The following is a 13,540-nucleotide window of genomic DNA, read 5'->3' as shown; positions in this document are numbered from 1 at the left end:
CGATTCTGTTGGAGGGGGCTTACTTTCCGCGTTCTGCCATCAGTAGGTCAATTTCACTTTCGTTAATCCCCACCATGGCTTCACCCAGATTTTCGGAAAGTTCCGCGATCAGTTTTGCGTCCCTAAAGTTAGTGACTGCCTTGACGATCGCGGCGGCACGTTTGGCGGGATTGCCGGACTTGAAAATACCGGAACCTACGAACACGCCCTCGGCACCTAGCTGCATCATCAAAGCTGCATCTGCTGGGGTGGCCACTCCGCCAGCCGCGAAGTTTACGACCGGAAGGCGCGCAGAATCATGTACCTCTTGCAACAGCGCCAGCGGTACTTCTAGCTGCTTAGCGGCCTCGAAAATCTCGTCTTCGCGCAGGCTGGAAATCCGCCGGATTTCCGCGTTCATCTCGCGCATATGGGTTACTGCCTGTACCACGTCGCCGGTTCCCGGCTCGCCCTTGGTGCGAATCATGGTTGCGCCCTCGCCAATGCGCCGCAGCGCTTCACCCAGGTTACGTGCCCCACACACGAAAGGTACTTTGAACTGGGTTTTATCAATGTGGTAGATGTCGTCGGCGGGGGAGAGGACTTCGGATTCATCAATATAGTCGATTTCGATAGCTTCCAGCAACTGGGCTTCCACAAAATGTCCAATCCGGCACTTTGCCATCACCGGAATAGAAACTGCCTCTTGGATCCCCTTGATCATCGCCGGATCACTCATCCGAGAAACGCCGCCCGCTGCCCGAATGTCGGCGGGGATCCGTTCTAGCGCCATAACGGCGGCCGCGCCCGCGTCCTCGGCAATCCGTGCCTGTTCCGGGGTGGTGACGTCCATAATCACGCCACCCTTCAGCATCTGGGCAAGCTGACGGTTCAGCGCCACCCGTTCTTTTAGTTCGTTTGATTCCTGGACTTTGGAAGTGTTGCCGGTTTCCATTTCCTGTTCCTTCTTTCTGTGCCTAGCCTTCTTGGTCGCGGCGCTAAGCGGCGCTTTTCCCTCTAAGCATCTACTTTACAAACTTACGAGGCGGAATAGGTATTTTAGTGGGCAAGGACGCGTCTAGTGAAAAAATGCAAATCGCAGTTTTTTTATTACGCGAGAAAAAATATAAGGGTAATACCCTTGACACCCTTGTTTAACACGTGTTAAATAAAGGTAGATAGGCTTTGGTGTCAACCAAGTCTACAAACGGGAAACCCCGGAAAAGCCTCGATGTGACGAAACGTTTCGGCTAAGCTGAGGGTGCCCAACAAATAAGCGGAGCGAAGAGGCTACTACCTGAGGGAGGAACCTCAATACTCGCCCTGATGAATATAGTCACCGCCAAGTAGAAGGAATGAAAAATGGTCAAGATTGCTCTCGACCCCAATATGTATTACTGGTTTATGCTGGTTCCGCAAACCCTGCATAAAGCCCGGGAACTGGGGTTTGATTATGTGGAACTCTCGCCAACGGCAGATTTTCACTTCTGGCATCACTACCCCAAGGCGGACGATGCTTTTGTCGCCGAGCTTAACAAGGCACAGAAGGAATCCGGGGTTAAGATTGCCACTTTGAACCCGGTGTTTAACTGGGCATGTGTTGACGAGGAAGAGCGGCAAGCCCAGGTGCGCAACTGGCGGCGGTTGCTCGAGATTGCCGATCAGTTAGATGTGCGCGAGATTGTTTCTGAATTTTCCGGGGATCCCAACACTCCCCGGCACTGCGAACATCAGTGGTATAAGTCCATTGAAGAACTCACACCCGATTTTGAAAAATATGGGATTCAGCTGCACATGGAGGCACACCCCTACGACTTCGTGGAGCTACACGATCCCGCCATCAACTTGATTCGCGGGGTAAATAAGCCCTGGATTGGCTATGAATACTGCGCTCCGCACACCTTCCACCTTTCCGATGGCAAGGGCGATGTAGAGCGGATGCTACGTTCTGCAGGTGACCTGCTGAAAGAAGTACATATTGCGGATGTTTATAACCACAAGGCCTTCGATGGAAACCGTTACGTAATCAATCCTCCGGGAGTGGACGCGCGGGTACACCAGCACAACGAGATCGGCATGGGCGAAGTTCCCTGGGACGAGCTGTTCAGCACCTTACGGGATATGAAGTTCGATGGCGTGTTATCTCTGTGCGTATTCGGCTGGCATGACCGCGCTGACGAAATCAATAAGAAGATGATTGCCCGGGTGAAGAGCGAGTTCGGACAGTAATCCCGCTCAGTAACTAAGCAAGATTTGGTTTTCCGAGGGCGCAGGTGGCGTCTTCGGAAAACCTTTCTTGCAAATCCAAGTGTTTCTCGGAAAACAACTGAATAAATAACGTTAACTATACGTTTACCTGTGAATGCTCAAACGAATCTTAGGGGTGTTTAGTTAGCTATTTGGTTTATTCCAAATTATGTTTCAGAGGTTTGAACCTCCATGGCTATAGGCTATTTAGCGATACTCTAAGAGCAATGCTATGAAACAAAAAGTAACTATCTCCGATGTCGCCAAGGAAGTGGGAGCCGCCATTTCTACGGTGTCCGTTGCGTTGTCCGGACGACCCGGAGTTTCGGAAAAGAGACGCGCTGAGATTCAGCGCGCCGCTTTTGAGATGGGGTATCGTCCTGACCGGCAGGCCGCCCTCATTCGTCTAGACCGCAGCTATTTGCTGGGTGTGGTTTATTATATGGAGCAAGAGTTCCAAACCTCGCTGATGGATCCGCTCTATCGTTACGCTGAAAAACAAGGCTATCGCTTGGTAGCGGCGGGTTGCGTGGGACTGCGCAGCGAAATGGATTGCATCGAATCCCTGCTGCAAGACCGCTGTGAAGGAATAATTCTTATCGGTACAAAACTCTCCGGTGAGTATTTAGAAAAAGTTGCATCTACCATACCGCTGATTACCCTGTGTCAAGAATCTGGATCAAAGAATGTTGACGCCGTGGTGTCCAATGATGCCTTAGGAATTGAGAAAGGTTTCCAGTATTTACAAAAGCAGGGTTTTGGCGACATTGTGCATATTTGTGGCGACAATCAGGCTAACGCCCGGGTGCGGGAAGCCGCATTTCGCCGCTGCCTTAAAGAATCGGGGTTATCGTCCAGCGAAAGTGTAGCGAATCGTATCTATCAGGGCGGACAAAATCCGCGCGATGGGGCGCGGGTTGCCGACGAGATATTACACCAGGTCAGCAGGGGGGACAGGGGGCTACCACGTGCAGTGATGTGTTTTAACGACCTGTGTGCCCAAGGATTCATGATTAGGCTGTGGCAAGAAGGCATCAAAATTCCGCAGGAAGTTGCGGTAGTTGGTTTCGATGACACTCCGATTGCTGCTGAGCCTTATGTGGAACTAACTACGGTGCGACAAGATCGGGAACAACTGGCAGCACTAGCAGTTGAGCGCCTGGTAGCACACGTAGAGTTCTTTTTGGATGAGGAAAACTATGGCAAGAAATGGGACGCCACCGAAAACCAAGTGGACACCCAGCTGATTGTGCGCAAGACCGCCTGAAAACTTGGCCGTTTGTCCCGGAGAAAACCCAGAGGTAGCTGATGACAGTCCTTCCGATACTAGCTCCCCTTTGTGGTGAGATTGTGCCGGTCACCGCGGTTCCGGATCCGGTTTTTTCTCAGAAAATGATGGGGGAGGGCGTAGCTATTCGTCCTTTACCGCAGGTACAGCCAGTCTTGGCTCCGGTTAGTGGGAAAATCGTAAAGCTTTTTAAAACCGGACACGCCTTCGCGCTGGTAGGCAAGGTTGGCGACCTAGAGGTGCTGGTACACGTGGGGCTAGAAACGGTGGGGCTTAAGGGTGAGGGTTTCAAGCTGCTATGCAGTGAGGGCGAGGAGGTTGAGGCCGGGCAGCCCATAGTTGAGGTCGATATTCCACGCCTGCTCGCGCTAGAAAAAGATCCGGTAACCCCGGTGGTGTTTATCGGACGGAATCAAGTGGAGGCAATGGATTATTCCCTTGGCTCGGTGCAGGCAGGAACCCCGCTTTGTCAGGTAACTTTGCGCAAGTAACGGTACCCAGTAATACCTGGGGAATCTGACAGTTATTCTTGCGGATATTGGTAGCTGCGGACTAATCGCCGTAACTATTTGTAGACCTAAAGAACATAAACAGGGGCGGGGTCGAATATTTTCTTCGACCCCGCCCCTGAGATTTAAGGCGATTAGATTTTTAAAGCGACTTGGTTAGTCGGATTAAAAACCGGGTAGCACTGACTTGTCCGGCCAGGTCTTTTCAATGTAAGCCTTGACTTCCGGAGAGTGCAGCAAAGTGTCCAGCTTCTTAATCGCCTCTACCTTTTCAGAATCCTTCTTCCAAGCCAGAATATTTAGCGCAGGATTATTCTTGGTAGATTCCAAGATCAAGGCTTCAGAGGGCTTCTTGCCTCCAAGTTGAGCAAAGTTACCGTTGATCACCGCGACATCTAGGTCAGCTAGGGCGCGCACTAACTGCGCACCTTCCACCTCAGGCAGCTCAAAGCCACGCGGATTGTACTCTTTAGACTTGGCAATCACCGATACTTTCTGCTGCTTCTCATCCTTCGGCAACTTAATTAAACCATTGTCGGCCAGTAGTTTTAGGGCACGCGCCTGGTTAGTGGGGTCGTTGATGATCCCAATCTTGGCGCCGTCCTTCAGATCCTTAATATCCTTGAGCTTTTCGGAATAAATTCCTAGCGGCTCTAGGTGGATTCCCTTGCCGTGATCGAACTGCCAGTTGTTCTTGGCGGTGTTCTCATCGAAGTAGGGAACCGTCTGATAATAGTTGGCATCCAGATCCCCAGAATTCAGGGCTTCATTCGGTTGGACGTAGTCGGTGTACTCTTTGATCTCCAACTCGATGCCCTGCTTCTTAGCCAAGTTATCGGCCACGTAACGCAAGATCTTCGCATGCGGATTAGGGGAAGCCCCTACGATCAGTTTGGTGTCGCCACCAGCGGAGCTACCGCCGCAAGCAGCCAGACTTAAGGCCAGACCAGCAGCTCCCGCTGCAGCAATAATTTTCTTCCAAGTTTTCATTTTCTTTTCCTTTTAATTAGTTGTTTTTTAGGTAGTTTACAAAGTTTTCTTGCCCGTCCTCGCCTGCGTCTATAGAGCGGACGAGGACAAAAGCTTTCCCGAGCTACCTAGCGCGGTGCCAGGGAACAAAATTTTTAACTAGACCGCTAAAATCTAGCGGAACAAACTCCGACTGGTTTTTCCTTAGCGGTGATCGACCAGCCGGCTAAGCATGTCGCCGACCCACTGTACGATGACCACGATCAGCAGGATGTCGATGACCACGATTAGCATCACGTCACCCATAAATTGGTTGTAACCGTAGTTTATGGCAAGCGCCCCCAGGCCACCGGTACCCAAAGTACCCGCCATCGCCCCGTAACCAATCAGAGAAATCAAAGTAACGGTAACTGACTGGATTAGGGCCGGCAACGCTTCGTGCACCTGCACTCCCATCATGATTTGCCAGTTAGAGGCGCCCGCCATTTTTGCCGCCTCTAGTTTGCCGCTTTCTACCCCTTGCACATTGGATTCCACCAGGCGGGCAAAGAACGGCGCCGCCGCCAGCGTCAGTGGAACTACTGCCGCTTTCCACCCCAAAACGCTGCCTACCAGCAGGCGAGTAAAAGGAATAATCGAAATCATCAAAATAACGAAGGGCAGTGAGCGCCCCACGTTAACGATGAATCCCAACACTGCGTAGAGCACTCGCGCGACCTTCGAACCTGATAGCAGTCCCGCCGGAGCGGTAGCTACCAGCAGCAAACCAATCGGCAGCCCCAGCAGAATCGAGAAAAATCCCGACCATAGCGACATGTAGATAGTTTCTAACGTGGCATTCAGAAGATCATTAGCAATCACCGGATTGGAAAACCATCTACCGGAAGCATCCGCAGCCATGGGCATGATGTTCGCAACCTGTGAGGTAGTAACGATAAGACTCATGCCCGCACCTCCGTATAGATGTGATGATTTTCCATTTCGCGAATAAAACTGTCCAGTTCCGTGGTTTTAACTCCCAGAGCTAGACGACCAACCTGCGTGGTTCCCACGGTTTCAAACGTTCCGGCCACAATATCGCCGCCCAGGCTAGCCACCAGATCCATAACTTTAGATCCGGTGGGTACCCCCGGCGAAGAAGTAAAAGCAATATCTACTACCGAGGCGGGCTCGCCGTCTAAAGTTACTTCTTCGTCAACATTGGGGGGCGGAACCAGGTCTTTTGCCAGCCGCGAAGACGGATTCTTGACTACGTCCTCCACCGAACCGGTCTGTACGATCTTTCCGCCTTCTAGCAAAGTGACGTGGGTGCAAATCTCGCGGACTACGCTCATCTCGTGGGTAATAATCACTACGGTTACGCCCAGGCGGTCATGTACATCTTTGATTAAATGCAGGATTTGCTGGGTGGATTCGGTATCCAAAGCGCTGGTAGGTTCATCGCACAGTAACACTTGCGGCTCATCGGCCAGCGCCCGGGCGACCCCTACTCGCTGCTGTTGCCCCCCGGAAAGTTGGGAGGGATAAGAGGATCCCCGGTCATGCAGCCCCACCAGATCTAGCAGCTTTTGAACCCGCTCGTGGCGATCCCCGCGTTTTTGTCCCGCCAAATACAGCGGATAGGCAATATTGCCGGCAGCAGTGCGCGAATCCAGAAGGTTAGCCGCCTGGAACACCATCCCAATCGAGCGGCGTGCCTGGCGCAAATGCTTTTCAGAAAGGGTGGAAAGATTTTGCCCCGCCACCAGAATTTCGCCCGAAGTGGGATGTTCCAAAGCGGTCAGGCAACGAATCAGCGTAGATTTTCCGGCTCCCGACTGTCCCACAATGCCGTGGATTTCCCCGGCCCCAATTTTTAGGGAGATACCATCGAGGGCGTGCAGCTGGTCCTGTTTCTTGCGGGGATAAATTTTATAGACGTCCCGCAACTCAATCAGCGGCTTTTCCGCTTTGCCGATACTCATAAGTTCCTTCCCATCGGTCCTGGCATTAGCACCGTCTTATCGGTTGCTGCAGTGCGCGAGCCAGGTCTCTGCACTGCTCTTGATGGCTACGTTTAGACTAAAGCTCTGAAAAGCAAAACGCCAACTTTTGAGACGGCTTGTAGTCGCTCTCACGTTTTCGTTAGCATAGGGGCATGGAAGAAACAGCGATCAAATCGATTCAGTGGTGGTGGCTCGCCTAGGCGGGTCCTTTCTTTCAGGCATTTATAGAACCCGCCAGGTGGCGGGTATTTTTTTGTCTCCCGCCAGCGGAAACTATTTAATAGAAGTGATATTTCAATGAGGAGCAAAAGAAAAGATGACTGATAACCCTAGAATCCAACCCTTAGGATTTCCGATCGATAACCACATTCCTGCTCGCTGGTACAACCTGGTCGCGGACTTCCCGGAGCCGATGCCTCCCTACCTGAACCCGCAGACCCGCGAACCGATTACCGCGAAAGATCTGGAGCCCCTGTTTGCTCCCGGGCTCATCGAACTGGAGATGAGCAAGGAACGCTATATCGAGATTCCCCAGCGAATCCGGGAACTCTATACCAATTTCCGTCCGGCGCCGCTTTATCGCGCGCACAACTTGGAGCAAGAACTAGGCACTAAATGCCGCATCTACTACAAGTATGAAGGTAATTCTCCGGCCGGGTCCCATAAACCGAACTCGGCATTAGCCCAGGCCTACTACAACGCGGTGGCCGGGATTAAACGGCTCACCACCGAAACTGGGGCTGGGCAGTGGGGTGCTTCCCTGGCGATGGCCTGCTCCATGCTGGGAATGGAATGTGAAGTGTGGCAGGTACGTTCCTCCTATGATCAAAAGCCCTATCGGCGCATGCAGATGGAGACTTACGGCGCGAAATGTTGGAGTTCGCCCTCCGATCGCACCGAGGCAGGCCGCCGGATCCAAGCCGAAAACCCCGATACTTCCGGTTCTCTAGGGATGGCAATTTCGGAGGCGGTGGAATCTGCGGTTTCGGATCCGCAGGCGCACTACGCTTTGGGCTCGGTAATGAATCAGGTGATTATCCACCAGACGGTAATTGGCTTGGAGGCACAAGTTCAACTGGCTAAAGCCGGCGAATCCGGCGCGGACTTCATTTTCGGTTGCGCCGGGGGTGGCTCTAACCTGGGTGGTCTGGCTACTCCCTTTATCGGCGAGAATCTGCGCGAAGGCAAGAACGCGCGGGTAGTGGCCTGTGAACCGGCAGCCTGCCCCTCGCTGACGCAAGGCGAATACCGTTACGACTTCGGGGATATGTCGGGTCTGACCCCCTTAATGAAGATGTACACCCTGGGTCATGAGTTCGTGCCGGATCCCATTCATGCTGGTGGTTTGCGTTATCACGGGATGGCGCCGATGGTTTCGCACGCCTACCACCTGGGATTGATGGAGGCGCGCGCTTATCCGCAAGAACAGACCTTTGCGGCTGGGCTCGAGTTCGCGCGCTCCGAGGGAATCATTCCGGCCCCCGAATCTACCCACGCGATTGCGGGGGCGCTGGACTTCATCCGTTCCGGGGAGGCTGGCGATGATCAGGTGGTGCTGATTGGGCTTTCCGGTAACGGGGTGCTGGACTTGGCGGCCTACCACCAGGTGCTAGAGAAGTAACTGAATTTACTGCTAGAGGCGGCGGGGGTTTTCCTCGCCGCCTCTAGCTATTCGTGTGCTATATATGCGCCAGTTGTATTTTCTTTTCCGGGTATTTAGCTACCCGCGCGCAACAGTGGCAATGGTTTGCAAAATAATCCGGAAATCACCCAGCAAAGAGCGAGACCGCACATAATCGGCATACATTTTGGTCTTCTTAGGAATCAATACCTGGGTATAGTAGCGTTCCGGGTCGGCGGCACTGGCTAACTCGTCGGCCTCATTACGATAAACAATCGAGGCCGGGTCAGTGATTCCGGGGCGCACAGAAAGAATCAGTGCTTTCCTGTCTTGCGGCCACTGCTCCACATATTCCGGTACTTCCGGACGCGGCCCCACCAGTGACATAGATCCTTGAGCAACATCTATGAGTTGCGCTAACTCGTCAATCTTGGTTTTCCGCAGGATCCGCCCCACCCTAGTTACTCGCGGATCACCGCTGGCAGAGATATTTTTCTTCGGTTTTTCATTGCGCATGGTGCGAAATTTGTGGATATGGAAGGGAACCCCGAAGCGTCCGATCCTTTCTTGCCGGAAAAATACCGGCCCGGAAGAATCAAGTTTGATAGCCAGCGCGGTCACCGCAAATAGGGGGCTGAGCACTATCAATGCCGCCGCCGCAATAGCGCGGTCAATAATCTCTTTAGCGTCCACAGATTTTTTCCTTGCGTCTGCCGGAAACATTATTTCGTCATCCTAGACAAAATTTCTTTAGCAGTTTCCTGCACGTATTCTACCTGGTTATCGTCTAATACCGTGTTTAGAGGTAGCGTGACCTCGTGACAGTATGCCTCGTAAGCATTCGGGAAATCATCAATCTTGAACCCCAGGTCACGATAGGCAGTCAGCAGCGGTAGCGGCTTGTAGTGTACATTGCACGAGATCCCCCGGTTAAACATTTCTTCAATGAACTGGTTACGTTCCGCCAGTCCCAGGGTGTCTAGGGAAAGTAAATAGAGGTGGCCGGAACTATTCCAGCTACGCCCTTGAGCATCAGTGCCACTATGAGCCAGCGCCGTCACCGGCAGATCCGCTAGTGCCTGGGTGTAGGAATCAATAATCTGGTGGCGGCGCGCTATCATCTGTGGATAGCGCTGCAACTGGGAATACCCCAAAGCCGCCAGGGTGTCGGGCATATTCTCTTTATAGCCAGGGAAAAGGACATCGTACTCCCAACCCGCGCTATTGGTTTTTTCTAGCGCCGATTTAGACTGCCCATGCAAAGTGTTGAGTTTTACGAAGTGCTCTACCTGATCCGCCAAAGGATTTTCTGCACGCCAAGTCAGGGCGCCGCCCTCGGCAGTAGTTAAATTCTTGACTGCATGGAAAGAAAAAGCGGTGAAATCGCCGGCTTGCCCCGAATGCATCCCATATCCGGTAGCTCCCAAAGAATGCGCGCCATCAATAATCAGGGCGACGCGCCCTAAGGTTTCTTGGAGGGCATTCCCCGGGTGGAAAAGTGGCTGGGCATCCTCAATCGCTTCATAAATCGGTGCAGTATCAACCATCCGTCCCGCTAAATCCACGGGGATAATCGCTTTCGTATTCTGGGTGATAGCAGCCCGAATGCGCTGAGCAGAAGTAAAGTAGTCGCCTGGTTCCACATCTACCATTACGATTTTTGCCCCTACGTGAGCAACCACAGAGGCCGAAGCGGTATAGGTGTAGGCGGGAACGATTACCTCATCGCCGGGGCCAATCCCCAAAAACCGCAGGGCATTCTTAAGACCAGCAGTTGCCGAGTTAAGCAGCATGGTTCCGGCGGTTCCTGAAAACTCCGTCAGTGCTTTGCGGAACTTTTCCCCCACTGGGCCGGAGGTGATCCAACCTGAGCGCAGTACCTCTACTACTGCCTCAATATCTTGTTCCCTAATGTCAGGAGGAGAAAATGGCACTTTCATTTTTTAGCCTTTCGGTCAGCATGCAATCCTGCTGCCATTATCTCACTAATATCTTTGTTCCTTTAGCGGCGGCATTGTCTTTAGGTAAGTACTGAGTAAACGCTAGAATGGCTTTAGGTTTTATGAATAGGCAGAAAAGAGGATACGTGTTTATTCCTACGTGGCTGCGACGCGGTATTTTACTGGCGACGGATATTATCAGTTGGGTTCTGGCAGTAGTTATTATTTCTTGGCTCAGGTTTGATTTCACCTTGAGCTCGCTGGATGAACAAGCGATTCTAGTTTTCGCGGTGGTCGCGATAGTGGTGCAAGCGGTTGCCGGTTTGCTCTCGAAGCACTATATGAACCGTTACTGGATTGCCTCATTCGAAGAGGTAGTCAGCTTAGGGGTCATCGTTGTGGCATCGGCAGTGGTAGGTGCGCTATTTACCCTGGTGTATCCCGGTCGCTTCGTCAGTATTGTGGTGGCGGTAGCCAGCCCGGCTCTGGGGCTATTAATTATGAGCAGCGCGCGAGTTTTTTGGCGGCTTTTCAAAAAGGCACGCCGCAATGGGGTCGAGGATCCGGAGCCGGTGATTATCATCGGCGCGGGGATCGCTGGCGAACAGCTGATTAATCAGATGCAGGTGGATACCCAATCTCCCTATATTCCAGTGGCTTTGATTGACGATGCTTCGGCGAAGCGGAATTTGCGGCTGCGCGGGGTTCCGGTTCGCGGCAAACGACAGGATTTAGCGGAGATAGCGAAAAAACTAGGGGTAACTACCGCGATTTTCTCTATTAATGCCGAGCATCCTGATCCAGCAGATTCCAGTGTGCAGTTGCGGGATGTTAAAAGCGCGTACTCACAGTTAGCAAAAGATGCCGGTTTAAAACTGCTGGTAGCTCCGCAAGTAGGGGAGATGCTAGATGGGAAAGTTGATTTAAGCAATATTCGCCAGATGAACGTGACTGACCTGTTGGGGCGGCGGGAAATCAAAACTAACCTAAAGCAAATCGCCAGTTATGTGACAGGTAAACGGGTGCTGGTAACTGGTGCGGGTGGCTCCATCGGTTCCGAGATTTGCCGTCAGGTGAAAGCCTTGAATCCGGCAGAATTAGTGCTGCTAGACCGGGATGAATCCGAGTTGCATGCCATGCAACTGGACCTTTATGGATCCGGGATGCTGGATACCCCCGATTTCGCCCTCTGCGACATTCGGGATAGGGAGGCGCTGCGCGCGATCTTTGAAACCCACCATCCGGAAGTTATTTTCCATACCGCCGCGCTCAAGCATTTACCGATGCTGGAGCAATACCCGGACGAGGGGTGGAAAACCAATGTTTTGGGATCGAAGAACGTGGTAGAGCTGGCAGTGGAGTACGGGGTTACTAACCTGGTAAATATCTCTACCGATAAAGCTGCTGAACCTACTACGGTGTTGGGGCGTTCTAAACGGATGGCGGAGCGGATAGTGGCACACCATTCTCAGCAGGTGGCTGACAAGGGCTGGCGCTACGTTAGCGTGCGTTTCGGTAATGTTTTAGGCTCGCGCGGCTCGGTGCTTTGGACTTTTACCTCCCAGATTGAGAAGGGAGGACCCATCACCATTACTCACCCGGATGTGGAACGTTTCTTTATGACTATTCCGGAAGCGTGCGCCCTAGTGATTCAAGCGGGAGCGATTGGTCGTCCCGGTGAGGTACTGGTACTAGATATGGGTGAGCCGGTAAAAATCATTGACGTGGCGCGGCGCATGATTGAAATGAGCGGGAAGGATATTGAAATCAAGATTACGGGGATGCGTCCCGGGGAAAAGCTCTCCGAAGTGTTGCATTTTGAGGCCGAAAAGGACGAGCGTCCCTTCCATCCGCTAATTTCGCATACTACTGTCCCTGAAATCTCTCCGGAAGCCTTAATGGCAGAGCACGATTTCGTGACCGCGAAAGACCAGGTGCTCTATCAATAGTCGCAGATAGATAGGATAACTTAAAGTTAAGTATCTGTTTTCCCAGGATGGATGAGCGACCGGCAGGGCGCAATCGGGAATCGAGATTACTGAAAATAATCAAGGAGGATGGAGAGATGGAAAACTTTGGGGCAGCTAAGACGCGTCCGGTGAGTGCCGATGAACTGCGAAAGATGCAAGAGAAGTCTTGGGAGATCTACCAGTATTTCGCGGATTTTTGTGATCAACGTGGGCTGCGTTTTTATGGTTGCGGAGGTTGCGTGATTGGCGCGGCTCGCGATGGGAAATTTATTCCCTGGGATGATGATGTAGATGTCTATATGCCTCGCCCCGATTATGAACGACTTGCCAGCCTTTGGAATCGGGAAGCCGATACCGAGCGTTTTAGCTATGTCCGTACCGGCGCGAATACCCATGCCGGGGATGTAATGGCAAAAATCTGTGACAACTTCACTACCTTGGTAACCCCTTATCAAATAGATAAAAAAATTCCCCAAGGGTTGACCATCGATATTTTTCCGCTAGATGGAGCACCTCAGCCAAAGTCCCTAGCTTGGTGGTGGCAGGTGCTAATGGGAGAACTCTTCAATTTGTATAACGTGGCCGAAGTGCCGAAAAACCACGGCAAAGTAGTGGCTTTGGGGGCGAAGGTGGCGTTAGCGCTAGTGCCCCATCCCCGCTGGCGATATAAACTATGGCGGGCTTGTGAGAAGCAAATGAGTAAATGGGATTATGACCGCCATGAATGGACGGCAAGGATTTGTGACGATCCAAAGCTTATAATCGTCCCCTTCCGGCGTAAATGGTTTGGTCAAGGAATCGATATGCCACTGGAAGTAGCGGGAACACAACAGCAGTTCCGGATGCCTGCTGACTGGGACGCCTATTTGCGTGCCGAGTTCGGTGACGATTATCTTAACCCGCCCCCCATTGAGCAACAGCAACCCAAGCACGCAGTTTATTTCATGGATTTAGATACTCCTTATCAGGAATACATGACCAACGGGCGTTTTGATCCTCGAAAAGCAGGGATAAGCGACTAAAAGAAACGAT

12 protein-coding genes are annotated in these 13,540 nt (G+C 52.2%); 6 read left to right on the top strand and 6 right to left on the bottom strand.

The genetic code is table 11. The annotated features are described in order from the left end of the window. Window positions 1–19: 19 nt before the first annotated feature. Entirely contained in the window at window positions 20–934 is a 915-nt protein-coding gene (gene pdxS, locus KO216_RS08200; RefSeq protein ID WP_215523727.1) for a pyridoxal 5'-phosphate synthase lyase subunit PdxS, read from the bottom strand. Window positions 935–1,341: 407 nt separating this feature from the next. Here pdxS and KO216_RS08195 point away from each other — a divergent pair, with 407 nt between their 5' ends. The 3 genes from KO216_RS08195 (at window position 1,342) to KO216_RS08185 (ending at window position 4,005) form a co-directional block, all read left to right on the top strand. After that, complete coding sequence (locus tag KO216_RS08195; RefSeq protein WP_215523726.1) at window positions 1,342–2,208, top strand: sugar phosphate isomerase/epimerase family protein; 867 nt, start codon at window positions 1,342–1,344, stop codon at window positions 2,206–2,208. A 250-nt stretch (window positions 2,209–2,458) separates the two neighbouring features. Beyond that, window positions 2,459–3,493: a LacI family DNA-binding transcriptional regulator gene (locus KO216_RS08190; RefSeq protein WP_215523725.1), complete on the top strand. Its 1,035-nt coding sequence runs from the start codon at window positions 2,459–2,461 to the stop codon at window positions 3,491–3,493. 41 nt (window positions 3,494–3,534) lie between these two features. After that, entirely contained in the window at window positions 3,535–4,005 is a 471-nt protein-coding gene (locus KO216_RS08185; RefSeq protein WP_215523724.1) for a PTS sugar transporter subunit IIA, read from the top strand. Window positions 4,006–4,188: 183 nt separating this feature from the next. On the opposite strand, the gene KO216_RS08180 is transcribed toward KO216_RS08185, so the two are convergent. From KO216_RS08180 to KO216_RS08170, 3 genes are all read right to left on the bottom strand, one after another. Then, window positions 4,189–5,013: a MetQ/NlpA family ABC transporter substrate-binding protein gene (locus KO216_RS08180; protein WP_215523723.1), complete on the bottom strand. Its 825-nt coding sequence runs from the start codon at window positions 5,011–5,013 to the stop codon at window positions 4,189–4,191. A gap of 183 nt (window positions 5,014–5,196) precedes the next feature. Then, on the bottom strand, window positions 5,197–5,937 hold the full coding sequence (locus KO216_RS08175) for a methionine ABC transporter permease (protein ID WP_251452007.1): 741 nt from the start codon (window positions 5,935–5,937) through the stop codon (window positions 5,197–5,199). Further along, a complete protein-coding gene (locus tag KO216_RS08170) occupies window positions 5,934–6,956 on the bottom strand; it encodes a methionine ABC transporter ATP-binding protein (protein ID WP_215523722.1) in 1,023 nt (340 codons plus the stop codon). The genes KO216_RS08175 and KO216_RS08170 overlap by 4 nt, the downstream gene beginning before the upstream one ends. A 337-nt stretch (window positions 6,957–7,293) precedes the next feature. Between KO216_RS08170 and KO216_RS08165 the strand changes: the two genes are divergently transcribed. Next, window positions 7,294–8,598, top strand: coding sequence for a TrpB-like pyridoxal phosphate-dependent enzyme (locus KO216_RS08165; protein WP_215523721.1), 1,305 nt, complete (start codon window positions 7,294–7,296; stop codon window positions 8,596–8,598). A 99-nt stretch (window positions 8,599–8,697) separates the two neighbouring features. On the opposite strand, the gene KO216_RS08160 is transcribed toward KO216_RS08165, so the two are convergent. Both KO216_RS08160 and KO216_RS08155 read right to left on the bottom strand, forming a co-directional pair. Further along, window positions 8,698–9,321, bottom strand: a complete 624-nt coding sequence (locus tag KO216_RS08160) for a sugar transferase (protein ID WP_215523720.1) — start codon at window positions 9,319–9,321, stop codon at window positions 8,698–8,700. Beyond that, a complete protein-coding gene (locus KO216_RS08155) occupies window positions 9,321–10,538 on the bottom strand; it encodes a DegT/DnrJ/EryC1/StrS family aminotransferase (RefSeq protein ID WP_215523719.1) in 1,218 nt (405 codons plus the stop codon). The genes KO216_RS08160 and KO216_RS08155 overlap by 1 nt, the downstream gene beginning before the upstream one ends. Window positions 10,539–10,684: 146 nt before the next feature. Between KO216_RS08155 and KO216_RS08150 the strand changes: the two genes are divergently transcribed. Both KO216_RS08150 and KO216_RS08145 read left to right on the top strand, forming a co-directional pair. Beyond that, on the top strand, window positions 10,685–12,487 hold the full coding sequence (locus KO216_RS08150) for a polysaccharide biosynthesis protein (protein WP_309547302.1): 1,803 nt from the start codon (window positions 10,685–10,687) through the stop codon (window positions 12,485–12,487). 116 nt (window positions 12,488–12,603) lie between these two features. Then, window positions 12,604–13,530, top strand: coding sequence for a LicD family protein (locus tag KO216_RS08145; RefSeq protein WP_215523717.1), 927 nt, complete (start codon window positions 12,604–12,606; stop codon window positions 13,528–13,530). Window positions 13,531–13,540 lie beyond the last annotated feature (10 nt).

The sequence above is a fragment of the Varibaculum prostatecancerukia genome (assembly GCF_943169825.2).
Taxonomy (GTDB): Bacteria; Actinomycetota; Actinomycetes; order Actinomycetales; family Actinomycetaceae; genus Varibaculum; species Varibaculum prostatecancerukia.
The sequence above is the reverse complement of the archived record's forward strand: the minus strand, read 5'-3'. Positions and strand labels throughout refer to the sequence as shown.